This window comes from Polyangiaceae bacterium (genome assembly GCA_020633235.1).
GTDB lineage: Bacteria > Myxococcota_A > Polyangia > Polyangiales > Polyangiaceae > JACKEA01.
On sequence record JACKEA010000006.1, the window covers coordinates 674,167 to 696,938 of the forward strand.

Annotated in this window: 18 protein-coding genes; 8 read left to right on the forward strand and 10 right to left on the reverse strand. The window is 67.6% G+C overall.

Going from position 1 to position 22,772, the window contains the following annotated elements; translation table 11 throughout:
- The first annotated feature begins 30 nt into the window (after positions 1 to 30).
- From H6717_32755 to H6717_32780, 6 genes are all read left to right on the forward strand, one after another.
- Positions 31 to 897 carry a hypothetical protein gene (locus H6717_32755; GenBank protein MCB9581849.1) on the forward strand — a complete coding sequence of 289 codons (867 nt, stop codon included), beginning with the start codon at positions 31 to 33 and terminating at the stop codon, positions 895 to 897.
- On the forward strand, positions 897 to 3,254 hold the full coding sequence (locus H6717_32760; GenBank protein MCB9581850.1) for a serine/threonine protein kinase: 2,358 nt from the start codon (positions 897 to 899) through the stop codon (positions 3,252 to 3,254). Before H6717_32755 ends, H6717_32760 begins: the two co-directional genes overlap by 1 nt.
- Positions 3,251 to 4,897: a hypothetical protein gene (locus H6717_32765; GenBank protein ID MCB9581851.1), complete on the forward strand. Its 1,647-nt coding sequence runs from the start codon at positions 3,251 to 3,253 to the stop codon at positions 4,895 to 4,897. Before H6717_32760 ends, H6717_32765 begins: the two co-directional genes overlap by 4 nt.
- A gap of 1 nt (position 4,898) precedes the next feature.
- Positions 4,899 to 5,093: a hypothetical protein gene (locus H6717_32770; protein MCB9581852.1), complete on the forward strand. Its 195-nt coding sequence runs from the start codon at positions 4,899 to 4,901 to the stop codon at positions 5,091 to 5,093.
- 25 nt (positions 5,094 to 5,118) lie between these two features.
- Entirely contained in the window at positions 5,119 to 6,015 is an 897-nt protein-coding gene (tilS, locus tag H6717_32775; protein MCB9581853.1) for a tRNA lysidine(34) synthetase TilS, read from the forward strand.
- A gap of 93 nt (positions 6,016 to 6,108) precedes the next feature.
- Entirely contained in the window at positions 6,109 to 8,046 is a 1,938-nt protein-coding gene (locus tag H6717_32780; protein ID MCB9581854.1) for an ATP-dependent metallopeptidase FtsH/Yme1/Tma family protein, read from the forward strand.
- A 3-nt stretch (positions 8,047 to 8,049) separates the two neighbouring features.
- Here H6717_32780 and H6717_32785 read toward each other — a convergent pair whose 3' ends face one another.
- From H6717_32785 to H6717_32795, 3 genes are read right to left on the reverse strand one after another with little or no spacing between them, the layout of a single operon-like run.
- The gene (locus H6717_32785) at positions 8,050 to 9,999 is read right to left on the reverse strand and encodes a hypothetical protein (GenBank protein MCB9581855.1); all 1,950 of its coding nucleotides are present in this window, start codon (positions 9,997 to 9,999) and stop codon (positions 8,050 to 8,052) included.
- Complete coding sequence (locus H6717_32790; GenBank protein MCB9581856.1) at positions 9,999 to 11,387, reverse strand: HD domain-containing protein; 1,389 nt, start codon at positions 11,385 to 11,387, stop codon at positions 9,999 to 10,001. Before H6717_32790 ends, H6717_32785 begins: the two co-directional genes overlap by 1 nt.
- A 35-nt stretch (positions 11,388 to 11,422) precedes the next feature.
- Positions 11,423 to 12,943 (reverse strand): serine/threonine protein kinase, encoded by a 1,521-nt coding sequence (locus H6717_32795; GenBank protein ID MCB9581857.1) that lies wholly within the window; start codon positions 12,941 to 12,943, stop codon positions 11,423 to 11,425.
- Between the two features lie 485 nt (positions 12,944 to 13,428).
- Between H6717_32795 and H6717_32800 the strand changes: the two genes are divergently transcribed.
- Positions 13,429 to 15,003, forward strand: a complete 1,575-nt coding sequence (locus H6717_32800; GenBank protein MCB9581858.1) for an ABC transporter permease — start codon at positions 13,429 to 13,431, stop codon at positions 15,001 to 15,003.
- A gap of 252 nt (positions 15,004 to 15,255) precedes the next feature.
- Here H6717_32800 and H6717_32805 read toward each other — a convergent pair whose 3' ends face one another.
- From H6717_32805 to H6717_32825, 5 genes are all read right to left on the reverse strand, one after another.
- A complete protein-coding gene (locus H6717_32805) occupies positions 15,256 to 15,969 on the reverse strand; it encodes a response regulator transcription factor (GenBank protein ID MCB9581859.1) in 714 nt (237 codons plus the stop codon).
- 75 nt (positions 15,970 to 16,044) lie between these two features.
- Positions 16,045 to 16,731, reverse strand: a complete 687-nt coding sequence (locus H6717_32810; GenBank protein MCB9581860.1) for a hypothetical protein — start codon at positions 16,729 to 16,731, stop codon at positions 16,045 to 16,047.
- Positions 16,728 to 17,696 carry an ATP-binding cassette domain-containing protein gene (locus H6717_32815; protein ID MCB9581861.1) on the reverse strand — a complete coding sequence of 323 codons (969 nt, stop codon included), beginning with the start codon at positions 17,694 to 17,696 and terminating at the stop codon, positions 16,728 to 16,730. The genes H6717_32810 and H6717_32815 overlap by 4 nt, the downstream gene beginning before the upstream one ends.
- Positions 17,693 to 18,400, reverse strand: a complete 708-nt coding sequence (locus tag H6717_32820) for a hypothetical protein (protein ID MCB9581862.1) — start codon at positions 18,398 to 18,400, stop codon at positions 17,693 to 17,695. Before H6717_32820 ends, H6717_32815 begins: the two co-directional genes overlap by 4 nt.
- A 46-nt stretch (positions 18,401 to 18,446) precedes the next feature.
- Positions 18,447 to 19,286: a tetratricopeptide repeat protein gene (locus tag H6717_32825; GenBank protein ID MCB9581863.1), complete on the reverse strand. Its 840-nt coding sequence runs from the start codon at positions 19,284 to 19,286 to the stop codon at positions 18,447 to 18,449.
- A 112-nt stretch (positions 19,287 to 19,398) separates the two neighbouring features.
- On the opposite strand from H6717_32825, the gene H6717_32830 reads away from it, so the two are divergent.
- Positions 19,399 to 20,160, forward strand: coding sequence for a hypothetical protein (locus H6717_32830; GenBank protein MCB9581864.1), 762 nt, complete (start codon positions 19,399 to 19,401; stop codon positions 20,158 to 20,160).
- Positions 20,161 to 20,166: 6 nt separating this feature from the next.
- Here the strand turns inward: H6717_32830 and H6717_32835 are convergent, their stop codons facing one another.
- Both H6717_32835 and H6717_32840 read right to left on the reverse strand, forming a co-directional pair.
- On the reverse strand, positions 20,167 to 21,591 hold the full coding sequence (locus H6717_32835) for a hypothetical protein (protein ID MCB9581865.1): 1,425 nt from the start codon (positions 21,589 to 21,591) through the stop codon (positions 20,167 to 20,169).
- A gap of 45 nt (positions 21,592 to 21,636) precedes the next feature.
- Positions 21,637 to 22,719, reverse strand: a complete 1,083-nt coding sequence (locus H6717_32840) for a hypothetical protein (GenBank protein ID MCB9581866.1) — start codon at positions 22,717 to 22,719, stop codon at positions 21,637 to 21,639.
- Positions 22,720 to 22,772 lie beyond the last annotated feature (53 nt).

Genomic DNA, 22,772 nt, shown 5'->3' on the forward strand with positions numbered 1-22,772 from the left:
GAGCGCCGCTACGCTTCTTCAGAGATTTTCATGACTTTTGCAGGTCGAGGAGTTCGCTCTGTCGCTGGGCTGCTACTCGCCATCCTGTGTCTGGCGCTGCCCGCTTCTGCCACCCCCAAGGCGTTCGGTCAGGCTGACACTGCGTGGCACACGGGCGAGCTCGACAAGGCGATGAAGCTCTATGAGGATGCGCTCGGCGAGGGTGGGCTCGAGCCCAACGAAGTCGTGATCGCCCACTCTCGCATCGGAACCGTGAAGGCCGCGCTCAAGGACACGAACGGCGCCCTGAGTGCTTTCCGGATCGCGGCCGCCATCGATCCCGACTTCGAGCTGCCGGCCGACAGCGGGCCCGTGGCCAAGAAGCTGTACGCACGAGCACACAAAGAGGCGGAGGCGTTGGGTGGGCAGCGGCTGTCCATCGCAGTGAAGGCAGCAGACACCATCCCGGCGCAGCGGCCGTTTACCATCGAAACGGAAATCCCCGAAGGGTTTGCGGTGCTCGTCGCCGAGGTCGTGGTCACTGTGGAAGACCCGGTGACTGGCAAGCGCTGGCGACGAAAGCATGCGTCCGACCCGAAGGTGAAGTTCGAGTTCCCCAAGCGGGTGGCCATTCGCGGCGCGCGTCTGAAGGTGCGTGCCGCGGCCGTCGACTCTCAGAACAACGCGTGGACGGTGGGGGAAACGAAGATCAAGGTCGAAGGTACACGAGAGCTCACCGCCATCAGCGACGAGCCCGTCGGTGAGACGCCAAAGAAGGACAAGAAGGGCGGAGAGGACTTCTTCAGCGGTCCGATCCCCTGGATCGTGGGCGGCGCATTGGTAGTGGGCGGCATCATCCTGTACGCCGCCACTCGGCCGCCGGACGACGTCACCGTGGGGGCGCCAGCCTGGCAGTAATGGCAAACGACGCTGCACCCGGAGGGCCGCCGCGCCCCAGCGTCACTGGGTCCTCGCCCAGTGATCGCGAGCGGCGAATCGCCGAGGGCAGCGACTCGCTTCCCGGGGGTGGCACCTATTTCCTCGGTCGCTACCGTATCGTCGACGAGATCGGCGTTGGCGGCATGGCGAGCGTGCACCTGGCGCGAGCGGACGGACCCGGCGGCTTCCAGAAGTGGGTGGCCATCAAGCGCATCCATCGCCATCTCGCGGAAGACGAGACGTTCATCCGCATGTTCTTGGACGAGGCGCGCATCGCCGCCCGCATCTCGCATCCAAACGTCGCGCAGGTGTTCGACCTCGGCAAGCACCGGGACACCTACTGGATCGCCATGGAGTACCTCCACGGCGAACCGCTGCGCGAGATCATGCGGGCCGTGGAGGAGGGTGGCGCGCCACCCATGAGCCCCCAGCTCGCGGCACGCATCGTAGCCGACGCGGCGGAGGGGTTGCACGCCGCCCACGAGCTTCGGGACAAGGACGGCAAGCTCCTGAATCTCGTGCATCGCGACGTCACGCCGCACAACTTGTTCCTCACCTACGACGGTGCCGTAAAGGTCGTGGATTTCGGCATCGCCAAGGTCACGGGGCGTTTGGCCAACACCCGGGCGGGTACGCTCAAGGGCAAGCTCGCGTACATGAGCCCAGAGCAGGTTCGCGGCAGCGCCATCGATCGCCGCACGGACATCTTCGCCTTGGGTGTGGTGCTCTGGGAGCTGACTACGGGTCGTCGCCTGTTTCGGATGGAGAGCGACCTCGAAACTCTCGAGCGCGTGCAGGCCTGCGTCGTGCCACCGCCGTCGAGCATCGTCGAGAACTACCCGGTCGAGCTCGAATCGATCGTGATGCGCGCACTGGCAAAGGATCTCAATCGCCGCTACCCCACGGCGCGAGAGATTTCCCGCGCCTTACAGCAATATTTGATGAAGTCCGCCTCGTTCGTGGGCTCGGAGGAGATTGGCAGCTACGTCAAGCACGTGCTCAGCGATCGCTTCCAGCGCCGCGAGGCCCACTTGCAGTGGGCCGCAGAAGTGACACAAACCATCTCTCTCGATCAGCTCGAGGGAGGAAGCGAAACGGACGACGAGGTATCTCTGTTGAGCTATCGATCGGATGTCCAGCAGGTCCCGCGAACTGCGCCCGCCGCTCCGGGTCCACCCCCCCCGGTGGCGCCTTCTGTACCCGTACGTCCTACGCCTTCCCGAACGGCGAGCAGCGCGTCTCCGCCCGTCTCTCGCTCGCGGCCCATGACGGCGCCGATGTCGGCACCTCGGCCCGCAGCGGGCGCGCCGGCGCGTCCGCTGCCAAGCTTCGAAGGAACCGGAAACACTGGCACCGAGGATCTCTTGGAGCCGGAGGAAGACGACGATTTGGCGAAGACCCGGGTAACCGGAATGCCGCAAATGCCAATGCAACGCGATCCACGAAAGTCTACGGCCCTCGGTTTGGGGCCGCCTCCCGCGCCGGCGGCACCTCCGGAGATGCACGACTACGGTTCCGAAGACGAGGACGCCGTCACGACTGTGATGGCGCCTCCCTCGGAAGCCGAAGAAGCGCAAACGATCAGCACCGTCCACGAACCGCCCAAGCCGTATCGGCCGGCGGCGCAAGAACCGGACGACGCGATCGTCGTCGCGCCGACGCTCATGATGCCCCCGGAGGGCACCATGCAGACCGTCGCCCCCCAGCAGGCGGGGATGTATGGTCCGGCGCCTTACTCCACGGCCCAGCCGCAACAGCGAGAGGGCAAGTCTTCCATCCTCATCGCCGTGATTGCGGCGGCCACCACGCTGATTGCCCTCACGCTCACCGCACTGGTGGTCCTCAAGATCACGGAGAAGCCGCAACCTGCCCCCGTCGCTACGGTCACTGCGCCTCCCGCGCCGACGCCCACGCCGGCGCCGACTCCCACGGCCCAACCGTCGCCGGTGATCGCGACGGGTACTCCCGTCACGCCGACTGCGACGGCGGCCACGAACGACAAACCGGTGGACCCGAGCTCGCTGCCGAAAGAGACGTCGGACAAGCCGAAGACGACGACACCGAAGGCCGTTGGCGGTGGCTACAAGCCCGTGCCGGCCGCCACCAGCACTCCGGCTCCCAGCAAGGAGCCCGGCTTCCTGACCGTGGTGTGTGACCCGTTCTGTGACAGCGTCACCGCCGGCGGTAGAAGTCTAGGTCCTTCCCCAGTGGTTCGCGCTGCGCTGCCGCCGGGCACGCACGGTGTGGGTCTCAGAAGTCAAGGCGTGAAGAAGTCGATAAGCGTGACGATCGTTTCTGGTCAGACGACCGCTCGTCGCGTGAAGATGTCCCCATGAAGCGAGCGCTTTCTTTGGCACTCGGCCTGTGTGCGGCCGGGGCCCTGTTTTCGTCCTGCGCATCGAAGCCGGAGGTGAAAATCGTCCTGCTCGACCCCTGCGCGGACAGCGGACAGTCGTTCCGCGAGGCAGCGTCCTACGCCGAGTTCGTGGTGTACAAGAACCGCTGCCCCACCGACGAGACGCTCGCCGCCGGCAAGACGGACGGCGCCGTCTACAAGTCCACCGTCGCGGCGGACGGCAAGCTGCCGGAGGTGGGCGATCTCGGCAAGGGCAAGTACGGCTTCGCCGCGTTGATGCGGGACGAGAACTGCAGCGTGATCGGGTTCGGCTGCACCGAAGCCGACATGGACACCATTCGCGAGGTACGCGTCGCGGTACGCGCTTGGACCAACCCGTGCACCGACTCGCAGTGCGATCTGTGCACGCCGCTCTCGGGTCCCGGCTGCGATCCTCCGAAGACATGCTCCGCCGGCCGTTGCATCGAAGAAGACGCTCCGAGCTGCGATTTGACCGTGGTGGCGGGCGGCGCTTTGCCGGAGCCCGCAACGGCTACGGCGCGCCTCACGGGCCCCGCCATCGTGGCCACCCCGGATGGCTACGTGATCGCCTATCGCGAGCAGGACGCGGCGGGCACCACGCTCAGTGCCAACGTCATGGGTCTGTCCGACAACGGCACCCTGAAGCCGCCGTCCAAGTTCAACCTCGGCGGTTGCACCGGCGTGGAAATGAAGGACGGCATCGGTATCGCGTATTCCGGCAACGGCGGCCTTGCCGCCACCAGCCTGCCGAACTGCGGCGGCACGGGCGCCGGCGCGGTGTTCGTCCCGTTCGACTCGCTGGGCGTCGTGGGAGATGCCAAAGGGCCGAAGAACTCTACGTTTCAGGAGTTGACTGTGGCCAGCAATGGCCTCGCGGCGGGCGCGGCTGTTGGGGACTACGATTTCGTGTTTCGCGTGGTCCTCTCGACGCCTGAAATCCAAAGGGCCGTAGTTACAACGAACCCCACACCTACGAATTCTCCCTTCAAGGAGGTGCCCATTGTTGAGCCGTTCGGTACCGAAGATGTTCCATTCGCGATGGTAGCCACCAGTCCGAAAGTGCGTGCCTACATGGCGCCGGTGCCGAGCAAGTCAGGAATGGTCTTGCAAATGGGCCCCAATGCATCCGACCCGTTCAACATAACGGGCGAGGTGATGCTGCCGGACGCATCTTGGGGCGCCATCACCGCGTGGGACGACACCGTCGCGGCCATCGTTCCTTCCGTGGCGGGTGTGTCCATGAAAGCCGTGGCTCTGGGCGGCACCACCCTCTCGGACGTGGCTTCCGGAACCATCGGCTCCGGCGCCGTGAAGGGCGGCGCCATGGCCACGCTGCGGGACAATCTCTTCATCCTGACCAGCGCGGCCAGCAACCTGACGGTGCATCGCGTGACCGGCGTGGAGGGCACGCTGGCCTCGTCGTCCTCGGACGACGTCGCGCTGCCGGACAAGATCGGCACCGTGCAGCTCTCCAACTTCGACGGCAACCACGTGGCCATGGCCGCGGCTCGCAGCCGCGTCGCGGTGGTGTGGTTGACCCGTGGCACCCTGTCGGCGGGGGATCCCACCGGTGGCTGGGCGCTGCTCCGGTGCTCCGATTGACGTGAAAAGCGTGGTGGACGAGCAGCTGCGAGGTGAGGCGCGGGAGTTCTCGCTCCGCTTCACTTGTGACAGCTGCCAAAACTTCGATCCGGACGCCTTGGCGTGTGGCAACGGCTACCCGACGGAGCCGCATCGCTCGGTGGACCTGGCCTGCGTCCAAGAGCTCTTGTTCTGCAAAGACTTCGAGCTGGCCTGAGGTGGCCCGCAGTCACCCGCCGACGCTGCTCACGACGCTGTCCGCCACCCTGCGGCGGGGGTGCAGCGTTCAGCGAGGCGACCACATCCTGGTGGCGGTGTCCGGGGGCGGGGACTCCCAGAGCCTGCTGCACGCTCTCGCTCGGCTCGCGCCCAAGCTCGGCTTGGTGCTGTCGGCCCACGGCGTGGACCACGGCCTGCGTCCCGAGGCCTCCGCGGAGCTCGACATGGCGCAAGAGCTGGCTGGGGATCTCGGCGTCGCCTTCGGTCGCAGCCAGCTGTCCGTCCGCCCAGGCGCGAATCTGATGCACCGCGCCCGGCGAGCCCGCTACCAGGCTCTGCGCCAAGCCGCCGCGGACGTGGGCGCGGGCCTGATCGCCACGGCCCACCACGCCGACGACCGGGCGGAGACGGTCTTGCTCCGACTGCTGCGAGGCGCGGGCCCGCGCGGTCTGGCCGTGTTGCCCGCCCGGGATGGTGACCTGCTCCGCCCTTTGATTCACGTCCCCCGCGCAGCGGTGGTCGCGCATCTCGCGCGTCATCACATCGAATTCGCCAGGGATCCGTCCAACTTGGACCGGCGATTTTTGCGCGTGCGCGTTCGCCACGAGCTCATGCCCTTGCTCGAGAGCATGTCCCCGGAGATCGTGTCCCACCTGAACGCGTTGGCGGATCAGTTAGCCTCAGGCCCTGTTCCACGCCTGCTCGACGATCAGGGCCGCCCCGTGGATCTGGGCCGCGCCCAGGTCGAAGCGCTGCGCCAGCTCGTCGCGTCGGGGTCTGCCAAGGCCCACGTGCGGCTGTCGGACAGCCGCGTCCTGCGCCTCGATTCCGGCGGGAAGCCGGTGGTGGAAGATGCCCCAGCCCCGGCCCGGCGGGGCCGGCCACGGGGCAGGGGTGCCAAGCCGGGCAAAAGTGATTAAGTGTGCCAAAGCCCAGTGAATCGACGGGCCCGGTTTCGGATGGCATGATTGGAAAGCCGCTCTGGCGCATCGATTGGTGATTCGAGGTTCTAAGTGAAGCAACCGCACAAGACCCTGCTCCTGTGGGTCGTATTGATCGTCGCTTTCCTGGCCATCTGGCAGTTCCTGAGCCCAGATGGACCGCAGCGTCAGCCCATGCCGTTCTCGGAGTTCATGGCGCTGGTGAAGGCACCGAAGGAACAGCGACACGTCGATACGGTGGAGATCAAGGATCGCGAGTACGCGTTCCAGATCAAGAACCCGGCCAGCAAGGGGCCGCCGGAGCGTGGCATCACCGTAGGTCCGGAGAGCGACGACATCGTCACGGAGCTGCTCAAGAACGACGTGAAGGTGAGCTTCCAGAAGGACGAGGCCAACCCGTTCCTCACCACGACGCTCACCATCCTGTTGCCGATGCTGTTCTTGCTGGTGCTGTTCTACCTCTTCATGAGGCAGCTGCAGGCCGGTGGCGGCAAGGCCATGAGCTTTGGCAAGAGTCGCGCGCGGCTGTTGAACGAAGCGCAGAACAAGATCACGTTCGCGGACGTCGCCGGCATCGACGAAGCGAAGGACGAGGTCGAAGAGATCATCGCCTTCCTCAAGGACCCAAAGAAGTTCCAGAAGCTCGGCGGTCGCATTCCGAAGGGCGTGCTCATGATGGGCCCGCCCGGCACTGGCAAGACGCTCTTGGCGCGCGCCATTGCTGGAGAGGCCGGCGTGCCGTTCTTCAGCATCTCCGGTTCGGATTTCGTCGAGATGTTCGTGGGTGTGGGCGCCAGCCGCGTCCGTGACCTGTTCGAACAGGGCAAGAAGCACGCGCCCTGCATCATCTTCATCGACGAGATCGACGCCGTGGGTCGTCACCGCGGAGCCGGCCTCGGCGGCGGTCACGACGAGCGCGAGCAGACCCTGAACCAGCTGCTGGTGGAGATGGACGGCTTCGAGTCCAACGAAGGCGTGATCATCATCGCCGCCACCAACCGGCCGGACGTCCTGGATCCTGCCATCCTGCGGCCTGGTCGTTTCGACCGTCGCATCGTCGTGCCCCGACCGGACGTGCGCGGTCGCGAGGGCATCCTGGGCGTGCACACCAAGAAGGTTCCGCTCGGTCAGGACGTGGATCTCGCCATCCTCGCCGCGGGTACCCCCGGCTTCGTGGGGGCGGATCTGGAAAACCTGGTGAACGAAGCCGCGCTGCTCGCTGCCCGTCAGGACAAGGACAGCGTGGGCATGACGGACTTCGAGCTGGCCAAGGACAAGGTCCTGATGGGCAGCGAACGCCGCAGCATGGTGATGAGCGAAGAAGAGCGCCGCACCGCTGCTTGGCACGAGGCGGGTCACACCCTGGTGGGCATGCTGGTGGAAGGTAACGACTCCGTCCACAAGGTGAGCATCATCCCCCGCGGTGCGGCCCTCGGCGTCACCCAGTTCCTGCCCACGGAAGACCGCCACCTGATGACGCGCAAGCAGACCCTGGCGCGCATCGCCATGGCCCTCGGCGGCCGCGTGGCGGAAGAGGTCGTGTTCGACGAGCAGACCACCGGCGCCCAGGACGACATCAAGCGCGCCACCCGCCTCGCCCGCGCCATGGTGTGCGAGCTGGGCATGAGCGAGAAGCTCGGTCCGATCGCCTACGGTGAGAACGAGGAGAGCGTGTTCCTGGGCCGGGAGATGACCTCTCGTCGGGAGGACTACTCCGAGAACACCGCCCAGAAGATCGACGAAGAGGTCCGCAGCATCGTGGAGCGGCAGTACCAGGTCTGTCGCCAGGTGCTGACGGGCAACCGCGACAAGCTGGATCGCCTGGCCGAGGCCCTGCTCGAGCGCGAAACGCTCGACTCCGAGGAGATCAAGGCGGCAGTGGACGGGCGCGAGCTGCCGGCCCGGGACAAGGTCGTGATCCCGAGCTGGAGCGACAAGCGCACTCAGCAGCAAAAAGAGAAGAAGCGCCCGGCGAGCATCTTCGGCGCGCCGAAGCCCGCACCGGGCTGAGCCTCACTCCGGATCGCAAACCCCGTCGCAGGTCTGAATCACACTGCCGTCGGGGCGAAAGAACGCGTCCAGCTGGGCCTGGGTCGCGTCCAACCGACGCACGGCTTCGTGGACGGGCGTGCCGTCCACCGGGGGGATCGCCTTCAGGCCCGGCGGCGGATCGATGCCAAAGTCGAATTCCACCAGCGCGGAGTCCGTCGGCGCGCCAACCGACGACAGCCCAGCGATCTCCCGCGGCGCCGGGGTGAGATACGGAATGCCCAGCGCGCGGGCGTGCAGCTCGGCGGCGAGGGGGTTGACGGCGGCATCGCCCAAGCCGCTGTGCATCAGCACGTGTCGCGCTGCGGGTGACCCCGGATAGGTGTCCGTGACCACGTGAGGGGCCACCGACAATGGGTCGATGCGATCGAAGCTCATCTGGGTGAGCACGGCGAACTTCTGCTGGTCCAATGCGTCGGGGAATTGGATGCCCACGAACAGCAGGAACGCGTTGAATGGCTGGGAGCGGAACATGATGTAGGAGAAGTCCGCGCCGCCCACCCCCAACGCCACCCGCTCGATGCTCGGAGACAGCGCCACGTAGGTGCCGCCCAAGATGTGGCCCATGCTGTTGCCCCAGAAGTACAGGGCGCTCGCATCGTAGGCGGGCGTACCCTGCACCGAGAGCTCCGGCGCTTGCGCCAGCTTGCCTCGAGCCACGGCGGCCACGCTGATGAAGTTGGCCATCGCTTGGTGCACGCGATCCGTGAACATGAGCGTGGTCGCCGCGTCGTCCACGATGTGATTCACGACCGGGATGCGGTCTTCGTCGGACATGCCCACCCAGTTGGCGGCGACCACGACGAAGCCGAGCTTGTCCGCGACCTCCGAGGGCAGGTCTTCCGCCTCGGAACGTGATCCGAAGAACCCGTGGCCGTATTGCATCAGGCGCGCCGGTGGATCGCCGGCCTTGCGGTTCGCCACGCTCTTCGGGATCATGATGCTGAAAGGCACGTCGAGCTCTCCGGAAGGGGCGACGTTGCCGTCGGCGTCCCGGAGCAGCGGGGTCATCGGCGCGTCCTTCTCGACGTACTTGGGGACCTTCACGGTGGCTTGGATCTTGATCGCCACGTGGTCGTTCACGTCCTTTTCTACGCTCGTGATGGCGAAGCTCGGCTCGGCCTTGGCCAGACGGTCCAGCAAGTCTTTCCGGACCGCGAGCAGATCGCCCACTTGGTTTTCCTCGCTGCGGGTGGAGAAGTCCCAGGCCAGCTGTAGCTCCGAGCGCGCCACGCCGGCTTCCGCGAGCGGCGCGAAGACGTCCTTCTCGAAGTGCTGGGCGAGCGGCGCCAGCACCGGATCGCCGCGCGTCTGCTTGTCCCGGAGCCGCCGGAAGCCTTCCGGCGGCTCGATGAGCGCGCCGGCGGGGTCGTGCAGCCGCCGTAGCGCGACCACGTAGTGATGCTCGTTCGAGAGCCGCACCAGGGGGCGCACCACGAGCCCGCGTCGGGCGTCGTCCTCCGCGCGAGGATCCACCTCGGCGAAGTGCAACACGCGCTCCCCGGTGTCCGCATCCAGCAGCACCGTGGCGCTGTCCCCCAGACTTTTTTTCACGTCGTCCGTGTGGAACACGAGCTCGGTGTCGTCCACGCCGCTGGGAAACAGCGCGAGGATCTGCGTCCCGGGCGAAAATCCGTCGGCGGGAAACAGCGCGCCGAGGTTCACCGCCGCGCCGTCCTTGTCGTGGACCTGTGCCGCCTCCGGTACTTCGAAGCGCTTGCCCGCCGGCAGCGTCGCGTCGTCCTTCAAGAACTGATCCGAAGGAAATGGCAGCAGGCAGTCCCACTCCGACGCGATGGGGTTGCAGCCTTCGGGTATGTCCAGCGGGGGCAGCGTCGGCTCCGCTTTCTCGTCATCCCCGCAGCCGCTGAGCAGCACGGCGGCGAGCAGCACACCGAGGTATCGAACGCGCATCAAGCTTCCTCCGAGAGTTGACGCGCTCGCGCCAGCAAGGTCTCCCGTTCGTTTCGCGACGGATCTTCCACGACTTCTTCCAGCAATGTGGTCAGGATCGAGCCGAGCTTGGGCCCCGGCGCCACGCCCACTTCGCTCATGAGGTCGTGGCCGTTGACGGCGAGGTCGCGCACGGAGAGCGCATTGCCGGCCTCCAGGATCACTTGCACGCGACCCTCCAGGGCGGACAGGCGCCGGAGATCCTCGGACGCGTCCCGACCCTTGGCGCTGACGTCCGCCCGGCTCAGGGCATACAGGTCTTCCAGCAGCTCGGGGGTCACGCGCCGCACCCAACGGCGCACGGCGCTGTCGGACCAGGAGTCGTCGTAGCAAATCAGGTGGTGGCGCACGAGCTCTACGATGCGCTTGCGTTCGTCGTTGGAGAAACGAAGCCGCGCTAGCATCGGATCCGCCATCTCCGCGCCGATCCGCTCGTGCTCGTAGAAGGTGTAGTCCTCGGTCTTGTCGCTGAAAGCGCGGGAACGCGGCTTGCCCACGTCGTGCAACAGCCCCGCCACGCGTAGCACTGCCGAAGGCACGCAATTGTCCATGCACTGCATGGCGTGCCCCCACACGTCGAAGGCGTGGTAGCGGTTCTGCTCGCAGCCCACGGACTCGAGCAGCTCCGGTGCGGAGATCGCGAGCATGCCGTGGTTCTTCATGACCTCGAAGGCGCGGCTCGGCTCGCGAGCCTTCATCGTCTTCAGCCATTCGTCGCGGATGCGCTCGGGGCTCACCTTGCGGTAGCTGGCGAGAGACGGCTCGATGGCCCGGGCCGTACCGGGCTCGATGTCCATCTCCAGCGTGGCCGCGAAGCGCGCAGCCCGCAGCACCCGCAGGCCGTCCTCGGCGAAGCGCTCGGCCGGGTCGCCCACGGCGCGCAGCACGCCCGCGCCGAGGTCGCTCACCCCACCGAAGGGATCGATGAGCATGTCCGACAGCGGATCGTAGGCCATGGCGTTGATGGTGAAATCGCGCCGCGCGAGATCCGCCGCGATGTCGTCCACGAAGTACACGGCGTCCGGCCGGCGCCCGTCGGAGTAGGTCGTCTCCCCGCGGAGCGTGGTCACTTCGTAACCCACGCCGCTCAGGAGCACCGTCACCGTGCCGTGCTTGATGCCGGTCGGGATCACCTTTCGGAACAGCTTCTGCACCTGCTCCGGGCGCGCGTCCGTGGCCACGTCCCAGTCGTTGCGAATCGCGCTCTTGCCGCCCCGAAGGTGCATCAGCACGTGGTCGCGCACACAGCCGCCCACTACCCAGGCTCGGAATCCCGCTTCGGCCAGCCGGGTGCACAGGCCCCGCACGTCCGCCGGGACCTCGCTCTTCAAGAGAAGCGTCTCACTCACCCGGACGTTTTACCCGCGGCCCGCGCGGGCCGCACTCAATCGTTCCAGGGATTGACGATTCCCGGATCGCCGAAGCCCGGCTTGGTCTTGGTAGCGGGCGGCTTCTTGGTGGCAGGCGGCTTCTTGGTGGCGGGCGGCTTCTTCACGAACCGCGGTGGCTTCGCGCCCGGGAGCTTGTCCAGCTTGACGCTGCGGCGCGCTTCGCTCGCGTCCACCGACAGCGTCTTGGTCTCGTAGCCCTCCCGCCGGATCTGGATTTCCAGAGTCTCGCCGTCTCCGACCTCGAGCACCACGGGGCTGGCGCCCTTGTCGTCTTCCCCGACGAACACGTGGGCGTCGAGGGGCTCGATGGCCATCACCACCTCGTGCTTTTCCGGCGCTGCGGGCGCGGCGGCGGCAGAAGGCGGAGTCGGTGGCGCGACGGGGGCGGGCGCAGCGCTGGGCACCTTCGCCGTGGGCGCCGCCGGGCTGTCGGAGCTCTTGGCGAAGATCGCGATCACGATCACCATGGCGGTGACCACGCCGGCGATGCCCGCGAACAGCGGCCAGCGTGTGCGCAGGGCCACGCGCCCGACGGGGGACGCGGGCATCGGCGCGGGCATGCCGCCGCTCTGCCCCTTCTTGAAGTAGTCCGCCGGGACGTTGAAGCCGCCGGAGCGGTTCATCATCTCCGGCACGGCGCTGGGGATGGCGCCGTCCTTGACCTTGTCCAGATCGGCGACCAGCTCCGCCATCGTCTGGTAACGCTGCTCCGGGCGCTTCGACAGGCACTTGAGCACGATGGCTTCCAGGCCCGGCGGGACCTCCTGGGGCGCAGGCACCAGGGCGCGGATCGGAACTGGCGCCTTGTACATGTGCTGCGTCAGGATGCCCATGAAGTTGTCGGCGTCGAAGGGCACCTTGCCGCTGGCCAGCTCGTACAGGATGACGCCAAATGAGTAGATGTCGCCGCGGTGGTCCACCGGCGCGCCCGCCGCCTGCTCCGGCGACATGTAGTGCGGCGTGCCGAACACCGCGCCCGCTCGCGTCAGCTTGCCTTCGCCGCTGGTGGAAACCTTGGCGATGCCGAAGTCCAGGATCTTCACGAAGTCTTTGCTGGTGCCGCGCTCCACCAAAAAGATGTTGTCGGGTTTCAGATCGCGATGGACGATCCCGGCTTCGTGAGCGGCCGCCAAGCCCTCGGCCAGCTGCCGCGCCACCTCCAAGATGCGGGGCACGGGCACGGCCTTGCCGTCGTCCACGATCTTGGTCAGCGGAATGCCGTCCAGGTGCTCCATCACGAAGTAGGTGGAGCCGTCCGGAAACTGGCCGAAGTCGCTGATGTCGATGATGTGGGGGTTGCCGATGGCGCTGGCGGCCTTGGCCTCGTTCAGAAACCGCTCGGTGACTTCCTTGTCCCGCGCCAGATCCGAGCGCAGGACCTTCATCGCCACCTTCTTGCCGATGATGGTGTGGCGACATTGGTAGACGACGCCCATGCCGCCCTCGCCCAGGACCGTCTCCACCTTGTAGCGGCCGTCGATGGTGCAGCCGAGGTACGGGTCCTTCTTCGGCATGACGGCTTCGCCGTCGGGCCCCGTGATCTGGCTGATCTCGGAGATGTCCACGAGCGACGCGGAGGGCACCACCGTGACGAGCTTCAGCTCGCTGTCTCGAGATACACCCGGGCCGCCGGCGGGATTCGTCGCCGCGCTCACGGCGCGCTGCTCCGCGCCACCGGCCTTGGCATTGTCCTCAGGCATGGAGGATCCAAAGAAATTTACGCAGGGCTCGTCTCTTTCACCAGTTTTACGTGCGATTCCCGCAAGGGATCTGCGGCACTGGCCATGGGTTCACCTGGCCCGGGTGCGTGCTCGGGATTTCTAGCAAGGGGCGGGCCCAGCGCGCACGCGGCGTTTCCTGGCATTTCCCGGGCAAGTGTCAACCGGTGGACGCGGCGGGCTGTGAAATCCTTGCGTAGACCGGGGTCGCGGCGCCCTTCTTCTGGAAAAGTGCCGCCGGGGTCGCCTCGATGTCCCAGGCTCTGCTACATCCCCGCCTCGTGGGCTTTCCCCTCGATCTCGCCGTCCGCTACATGCGCTCCAAGAAGAGCGGGTTCGTGTCCGTGGGCACCATGTTCGCGGTCATCGGCGTGTCTCTCGGCGTCGCTGCCCTGGCGACGGTGATGAGCGTGACCGGTGGCTTCCGCGCGGAGTTTCGCAAGAAGGTCCTCGGGGTCAACGCCCACGTCCTGATCCTCAAGTACTCGACGGACTTCCGCGAGTACCGGAAGGTGATGGAGCAGATGAAGGAAGTCCCCGGCGTGGTCGGTATCGCGCCCTTCGTCATCGATCCCATGATGGTGACTCACGGGGACAAGACCGCGACGGGTGTGCTGCTCAAGGGTGTCGATCCCCAGCGCATGCCGGAGGTCTTGGATCTACCGAAGCACATCGTGGAGGGCAGCCTGAACGGCCTGCGGTTGCCCGGGGCCAAGCCACCGGAGCGACGCCGCAAGTCCTTCCTGGATGATCTGCCGGACGAGCCGTTGGCTCCCAAGAAGAAGAAGAAGGCGGGAGCGACGGACCTGCCCAGCAAGAACCCCGTGCTGCGCGAGATCGAGAGGGAGATCGCGAGTGCGGATGCCGGTGCGCCCGCCGCCGCGGATCTGGACGCGGGGGTGGATGCCGGCCAGGAATGGACCGTCGACGACAACGCCCCCGTGGGTGACATCGTCCCCGACGGTGGCTACCAGTCCGAGCTGCCCGAAGACGACGAGCTACCGCCCGACGTCGATCCGGATCCGTGCGCCAATCCCGACGCTATCAGCAAGCTGCCGGGCATCGTGGTGGGCAAGACCCTCAAGGAAAACCTGGGCGTGAAGCTCGGGGATTGCGTGCAGGTCACCAGCCCGACCATCGGGTTCACCTATTCCCGGGGCTCGATCCACGCTCCGGTGGCCAAGCAGTTCCGCGTGATTGCCGTGTTCGATGCGGGCTTCGACCAGTACGACTCCAAGCTGGTGTACACCGACCTTTACGAGGCGGAGGGCTTCGGGGATTCCGGCGACAGCGTCACCGGTATCGAGATGAAGGTCGCCGACATCGATCAGGCGCGGGACATCGCGCGCGACATCGACAACCGCCTGGGTGACGGCATCTATCACACGATGGACTGGGAAGAGCTGAACCACGGGCTGTTCACCGCCCTGCGCATTCAGCAGATATTGATGAGCCTGGTGCTGGCTCTGATCATCGTGGTGGCGGCCTTCACCGTGATCGCCACGCTGATCATGGTGGTGCTCGACAAGAAGAAGGAGATCGCGGTGCTCAAGGCGATGGGCGCCAAGAACTCCGCCGTCCTCCGCGCCTTCCTGTACCAGGGCGCCATCATCGGCGTGCTCGGTACCGCCATCGGCCTGGGGCTGGGCATCGCGGTGTGCCGCGGTCTCCTGGTCTACGGCTTCCCGCTCGATCCCAAGGTGTATTTCATCTCGCGGCTGCCGGTGCAGGTGCGCCCGGTGGAGTTCGCCATGGTCGGAGTGTTCGCCATCGTGGTGTGCCTGGTGGCCACCGTGTGGCCGGCCATGTACGCCGCGCGGCTTCGCCCCGCCGAGGCGTTCCGCGAGCAACAATAGCCACCACCTGCCGTCCGGGCCCTGGCCGGGCATGGCATTGATTTTGTCGAACCGCCGCGGAACCCCGCGGGCCGGACGGCGCGGTTCCGCGTTGAACCAACAGTGTCACGAACAGCGACACGGAAGCGCCGCTTCACGGCCGGCGGCGTCCGGGACGGCGCGGAGACGGCGGCGTCAGGGACGGCGTGCGGACGGCGGCGTCCGGGACGGCGCGGAGACGGCGGCGTCAGGGACGGCGTGGAGACGGCGGCGTCAGGGACGGCGTGCGGACGGCGGCGGCAGCTGGGAGCGGCGCACCAACGACAGCACTCGGGCGGCGAGCTCGGGTCCGCGAAACGGCTTGCTCACGAAGTCGTCGGCGCCCGCCTTGAACGCCGTGACCACGTCCGCCGTGGACGAATGCGCGGTGAGGAACAAGATCGGTAGACGCGCGAAGCGGTCTTCTTTCCGCAGTCGCTGGCAGAAGTCGATGCCGCTCATGCCCGGCAGGTTCCAGTCGAGGACGACCAAGTCCATGGGCGCATCTCGCAGCGCGTCGAAGGCTTCTTCCGCGCTGCCCACGCCTGCGGTGTGGAACCCGGCGCTCCGGAGCATGGCGCTGACCACGTTGAGCAGATCCGGATCGTCGTCGACGACCAATACGTGGGTATCGAGAGGCGCGCGGATGTTGAACGACGGTGCCGCCATGCTGGGTGGCGGGATGGTGGGCGGCTCGATGGAGTTGGCGAACTGCCACAGCATGGACCAATCGCGATCCGTGAAGGCGAGACGCAGGCCATAGCCGCGGTCCACGGCGCAGGCGGCGACGGCGGTGGCGTCCTCCCCCACGGAGAAGGTGGCCGTCACCCACTCGCCGTCGCGCAGACCATCGGTAAATGGAAGCTCGAGCTCTTGCTCGTCACCGCCAGCTTCCATCAGTAGTGCGAGCGCTTCGAAGCTCTCGAAGGTGTACAGGATGCCGCGCACGGACGGGGGAGCCTAGCGCGCGGGGCCCAGGCTTACCAGTTAGCGGAATCCATCGTTTTTAGGGGACTTTTGCCGTTACGGCGGGCAGCGACGGGTGGCCCAGAGCGTGCACGCGAGGGTCAACAGCATGAGCGCGACGCTCGAGCTCCACTGCGGCAGGTGCATCACCGGCGTGGCACCGAGCAGATTTCGAACGTGCCCGCGGGGAAACGGCAACGCGACGGCGGTGGCGCTCGCGCCGAGCACCCAGTCGAGGATCAACGCCCACAGTCGTCCGCTTCCGCGCTCGCCGAAGGTAGACGCCGCCAAGAACCACGCGCCGTAAGCGATGCCGGCGAGGGCACCGATCCACGCGCTGGTCAGCAAGTCCGACACCAGCTTGGGATCCGCCGGCAGCCGGGTGATAAGCACCGCGAGGGCGGCAAGCACGAGGCCCACGACGGCGCTCAGAGGCAGAACGACGGCGAACAGCCCGAGCACGGTGGCGCGGCGGCTGGCGCCGTGGCGCGCGGCGGCGAGGACGGCGTCGTCCAGCCGTGCGCTGCCAACGGCGCGGGTCACGAGGCCGTAGCTCGACAGCGGCAACACCACGCCCAGGGCGATGCCGGCCAGCGAGCGGTCCGCCGCCAGCTCGATGGCGATGCGTCGCTCCAGCAGTGCGACGACGATGACGGCGACGACGGCGCTGGCTGCGGCCGCGATACTCGAGCGTCGCGCGACGCGGCGCCACGCGAGTTCGGCTCCAAATGCCGTGGCGCTCACGCCGCGCCGCCTTCCGCTTTGGGAGCGCGCGCGGCGCGGTAGGCGTTTTCGTAGGCGGCGCGCCACAGCGCGGCGGTGGCGGCGCGGGCGTCGTCTACGCTCGGGAGCACGGGCTCGATGGCGTCGATCACCGCGCCGGAGCTTTGTGCCGCGCGAAGCACGGCGAGGGCGAGGGCGTCGGCGTCGGGGCCGCTCGCCCGCAGCTGTCCGGGATGCGCGTGCTCGTCCAGCTCGACGCCGGCCACGGCGTCCTCGTTGGACAGGGCGGCCGCGAGCGGTCGCGGCGATTCGGTGCGGAGGGCCAGGGTGAGGCCCGCGCCGGGCGCGAGCTCCGCCGCCAGGGGCAATCCGGGACGCCGCACGAAGCGACCGCGATCGAGGAGCACCACGCCGCCGCCGAGCTCCGCGGCGTCCCGCGGGCTCGCCGTGGCGCACAGCACGACCGCGCCGCGGGCGGCCGCGCTGGCGATGGCCTCGACGACCGTGCGCCGCGGGATGATCGCGACGTTCGCCAAGGGCTCGTGCAGTGCGAGGGCGAGAGGCTGGGCGTGGCTCAGCGCCAGCGCCAGGGCCACGGCGCGGCGTTCCCCAGCGGAGAGCCGCGCGGGACGGCGCGCCGCCATCGTCTGTAGCCCGAAGGCCGCGAGCACGCCGTCCGCATTCTGCGCGTCACCCCGCAGTGCAAGGGCGGCGGCCACGTGCCGCGCCACCGTGGCGTCCTCGACGGCGGGCTCTTCCGCGAGCAGCGCGCCCACGCGCCGGCGCAGTCCCGGCGTGCGTAAGGGATCCTCGCCGTTCAGGGTGAGCGTGCCGCGCTTTTTCCGCGCCGTACCAGCAACCAGCGAAACCAGAGCGGCGGTGCCGTCGCTGGGCGAGCCGAGGACCACGTGCACGCCGGCTTCCAACGCCACGCTGGCGCCGACGAGCTCCGCGGCGAAGATCTTGTCGAGGGACAGCGTGGTCACGCCGCGCCTCCGAGGCGAGCGAGCTGATCGAGCAGCAAGCCGAACAGCGCGGGCACGCTGGGCACGTGCGGCCACAGCACCCTGAGCAGGTGAGGAACGACGATCAGGAAGGCGAGCGTGGAACGCGTGTGGCGTGGACTGAGCGCCCGCGCGAGCTCGACCAGCAGGCTGATGACGACGGCGAGGAGAACGACGTAGCCCGTGACACCGACCACCAGCAGCACTCGCGGCAGCAGCAAGCGGAAGGAGCCACTTGCGGCCAGGGCCAGCAGGGCGACGACGAGGGCCGGGAGGCCGACGACGCGGAGCACGCGGCGGACGGTGGCGATGGCCCGCGCCATGGCCAGATCCCGAAGCGAGAAGCCGCGTTGGGCGGCGAGGGCGCGCACGGCGTGATCCTCGGGCTTCCGTCCAGGACCGGCGGCTGCCAGGGCGACACCGCCACCGCCCAGCCAAGACAGCCAGAACAGCGCATTTTGGACGACGACGTCGGCGGAGCTACCGGAGCCGACCAGGGCGACCGCCAACACCAGACCGGCGTAGGTGAGGCCCAGCAGCACGGCCACCGCGCGCGCCGCTTGGGCGGCAAAGTGGCCGCGCAGGCCTCGATCGAGCAGGCGAACGAGGGCCGAGCGACGGATCCTCCTCGAGGGACGGGGCGCGGGCGCTGGCGAGAGCGCGGCACTGGGACTGGCGCTGGTCACGCGGGGGGCAGCATAGCTCCGAGCGCGCCGAATCGGGACACCGAGGTCACTTTTCCAGCTGAGCCAGCACGAAGGTCGCTACGGCGTCGTCGGGGCTGAGGGCGAGGGCGCGGCGAGCATGGCTCGCGGCCGAACGGGCGGCGCCCTGCGCCAGCTCCGCCGTGGCCAACCATCCCAGAGCGGCGACGGCGATGTCGTCCCGACCCTGCGCCATTGGGCGGAGTAGCTGCACGGCCTCACTCAGCTGCCCGCGGCGGATCAAGCTGCGGCCTTCCGCGATGGCCAGCTCTGCATTTTCCGGGAAGCGCTCGCGCCCCTCGGACACGATGGCGTCCGCTTCGTCCCAGCGTCCGAGCTTGACCAGAGATGCGCCCAGGCCCACGTAGCCGCTGGGCTCCTCCGGAGCGACCTCCACCAGGCGCTTGAACTGCTCCCGCGCGTGCTCGTACATCCCGGCTTCGTAGGCGAGGCGCGCGAGGTTGGCGCGAGCGGCGGCGAACCCCGGGTCGATGCGCAGCGCTTCCTGATAGTGCTTCGATGCGCGATCCGGCCGGCCGAGCTTTTCTTCCAGCACGCCCAGCGCGTGGTGGGGCTGGGCCACGTCGGGGTTGATGCTGCGGGCGCGGCTGAGGAGCTTGCGGGCACGCTTCATGTTGCCGCGTTGGAGCTCCACCAGGCCTTGGTTGGTGAGCGCTTCGGTGAAGCGTGGGTTGTACTCGAGGGCCAGCTCGAAACGGGCGTCGGCGGTCTCCAGATCCCCGCGTTCCAGTGCTTCCACGCCTTGGGCGTTCAAGTCCACGGCCTTGGCGGGCAAGGGCGCCGAGCCCTTGCAGGCCACGGTGCTGAGGGCGAGGAACACGAGGGCGAGGCCGGCCAGCATGCGCATGGGGGCGTTTCGGGCCGCAGCGCGGCCAGTTTCCCGAAAAATCCGAGCAAATTTGCTCGGAGAGGCGGGAACCCGGTTGCACGAGGGGCCGCCTGCGAGGATGCTCCCGCCCATGCCGCAGGACCGGGACCCCTCCGACGAGCGCGACGAGCTCGACGAAGAAGAGGAAGACGAAGAAGAAACCGAGGAGGAGGAGTCCGAGAGCGGCCGTCGTGCGTCGTCCGATGACGAAGGCGAAGACGACGAAGACGACGAAGACGACGAAGACGACGAAGACGACGAAGACGACGAAGACGACGACGAAGAGGAGGCGGCGCCTCCCCCCCGTCGCGCGTCGCGGGAGAAGTCTCGGCGCCGGCGTCCCCCCGCCGGGCGACCCGTGGTCAAGACCGAGAGGGAGATCAACTCCCCGCGGCTCCAGACCCTGGGCATGCTCGGAGCCATGGCTCTCGCCACGCTGGTGATGTGGGGGAGCGCGCGTTTTGCCTGCAACGCTCACCCCACCCAGACCCGCAAGCCCCGGGACGTGACGACTCAGGAGCTGGCGCGAGATCCAAAGGATGCCGCTCTGGAGATGGCCCAGCGTTGGGCGAGCTACGACTTCACCGGCGCGCAGGAGCTTGCGGGCGGGGAGCTCGCCAAGCAGCTCGAAGCCGCGCACCTCGAGTGTGCGAAGGACGAGAAGGGCTGTGAAAAGAAGAAGCAGGACGCCGAAGGCAAGGTCCTGGCCACGGCGGTGCTGCTGAGCCGCGAGGGCAGCAAGGCCAAGGTCCGCGTCACCACCAGCGGCGGTGCCACCGGTGACAAGACTGCCGTCTACGAGGTCGAGCAGTCCGGCTCCGTGTGGAAGGTCACCAGCGAAGCCGGAAAGTAAGCCCAATCACCGGGTTTCGAAGCGCGCGTCCCGGAGCTGCGCGACGCGGTCCAGCTGCTTGGGGGCCTTGGGGTTTGCGGCCCAGGCACGCACGACGCGACCTTGCTGGTGGTCGTCCGCCACCAGCTCGGCGTATTCCCCGGGCCGAAGCTGCGACGCTTCGGGGCTCGGCAGCAGCACGGTGGTGGTGGCCGTGACCTGGTTCGGATCGGCCTCGCACGTCGTCTCGAACTCCAGCGTGGCGAAGTTCTCCTCGAAGTGGACGTCGGCGACGCGGCCGGTCTCGGCGCACAGCTGAAGGCCCGCCGCGGGAGCCAGGACGACGCGAGTCCGTCCTTCGCCTCCGGGGGCGATTTCCGCGAGCAATCCGCCCCGGCGCTTGATCGCCGAGCCGGTGTCGAAGCCGTCCACGGTGGAGGTGAGATCCGGTCTCACGTCGGGCTGGAGGTACTCCGCCACGGGCTCGATCTGAAGCGGCGTGGTGTAGCCGAAACGCTCCTTCAACGTGCGTGCGTCCATGCCGGCGTTCTGGGCGCTCACGTACTGTTCTCGGATGCGATGTTCTTCCACCTGCGACTGATACACCGCCGTGCCCGCTTCCACGCTGAACCAACGTCGGCCCGCCGCCTTCTCCATGAGCAACGCGTTCTCGGCGCGCGCGTCCAGAGCGTTGCCGGCCGCAGCGTGGAGCAGGACCAACTGGCGGGTGACCTCGACGACGTAGGGATCGAATCGACAGCCGTCGTCCTGGCACTGGCTCACGTACTTCGCGCGCAACGCGGAGAGGCCGTCGACCAGGTCCTTCGGTGCCTCGCCGGCCTTTCGGGCGGCGTCCACCTTTTCTTCCAGGGTATCGAGGGCCTGGTACTGCTCGGAGTACTTCGCGAAGTACTCCTTGCGATTGCGCACCGCCTCCGCGAAGGACTCCAAGTAGATGTGCTTCCGGCGCGCGTCCAAGCGACTGGCCGCCGCGGCGACGGCGTCTTTCGCATCCGAAGCCTTGTTGGCGAAGACCGCACGGGCGGGCTCTGAAAGCTCGATGCCCCGCAGGCGCTCTCCGAGCGCCGTGCGATCGAAGATGCCTGCGTAGTAGTTGCCGATGGCGATGGCCATCGGGTCATTCCCGCAGTGCTGGGCGCACTCCACCAGGTTCAGGGCGACGTCGAGCGAGTCGGGACGGCGATCCTCGAAGCTCTGGTGACGTCGCAACATGGCGGCCAGGCTGGTGGACTCGTCTGGAACCTCCGAAAGGTTGTCGCAGGTGTGCATCAGCACGCTGTCGACTTCGGTCTCCTTGCGCCACGTGCGCTTGTGGCACTCCGCGCTGTCGTAGTGCGTGCGCCCGCGCTGCTTGGGAGGAGCGAGCTTGACGATGCCGCACGCCGAGAGAAAGAGCGTACCAGCGACGAGGGTTGTCCACCTGCGTTTCATCGGAGGGCCGAGCGTCCTGCCGAACCGCAGAAGATGCAAGCAGGGCTACTTCAGCGGGCCGATGTACGATTTTGCCGCCACGACGTTGTCGTACCACTTCGTCGCCTTCCCGTTCGGGTTCGATCCGATGTGGAACGACAGGCCGAAGCGGTCGATCTTCAGCGCCGCCACGTCCCTGAGGCGCAGGTTGCCGAAGTCCGCCACCAGCTTGCCGTCGAGCCAGATGGCGATGCGGCCATCCTTCTGCCCCGGCGTGTTCGCCCGCACCATGTACTCGTAGCAGTACCACTTGCCGAGCTCGGGGATGATGTCCGGACGGCTCACGAAATCGGCGCCGAAGTCGAAGGGCTCGCTGGAATTGGGAAGCACCATGCCGGTGGGGAAGAAGTGGTCTCCCCACTGACTGCGTTGCTCCGGGTGGTACACGTACACGTTGAGATCGCCCGGGGACGGCGTGGCGGCTTCGCCGCGCCAGCTCTCCAGGTTCACCAGGAATTTGTTGGTGCCGTCCGCGGGTACGCCGGGCGTTGCCTGTCCGTTCACGAAATAGTGCGCCGAGACGCTGGCGCCATTGTGGCTCGAGCCGACGACGTCGAAGGGCGGATCGAACTTCGAGTAGTAGCGCAGGAACAGCGCGTCCTGTTCCGGGCTCACGAGCTTGTCCGTGGCATCGCTGAGCTCCGCGTTCTGCTGCGGCAAGCTGAGCTCCAGCGCTTGCTGGCCAGCGTACACGTTCGGCGCGTCCGTCGTCAGGGCCACGTATTGATTCTGATACACCGCGTCCCAGCGGCTGTTCAGATCCGAAGCCTTTGCGTAGCTCTCGAAGTCGTCGGCGAAGATCACGTCGGGATCGGTCTCGATCCCTTGATCCCCAGGGTGCTGTGCGGCGATGCCGTTGTCTCCTTCGGGCAGCCCGCCACTGCCGCTGCCGCTGCTGCCGCCCGTGCTCGTTCCCGCTTGACCGCCGCTGCTCGTGCCTCCAGAGCCGCCGCCCGTCCCTCCGCTGCCGCCGCCGCCGCTACCCCCGACGCTCACGCCGCCGCTGCCGCCGCCCGCGGCACCGGAGCTCCCGTCGGAGCCGCAGCCTCCCGTCAACAGCAACAGCGCGATGACACCCCATTCCCGCATCGGACACCTCGCCTACGAGTGTAGCGCTTCCTGTTGGTTCGACGCGAACCCCA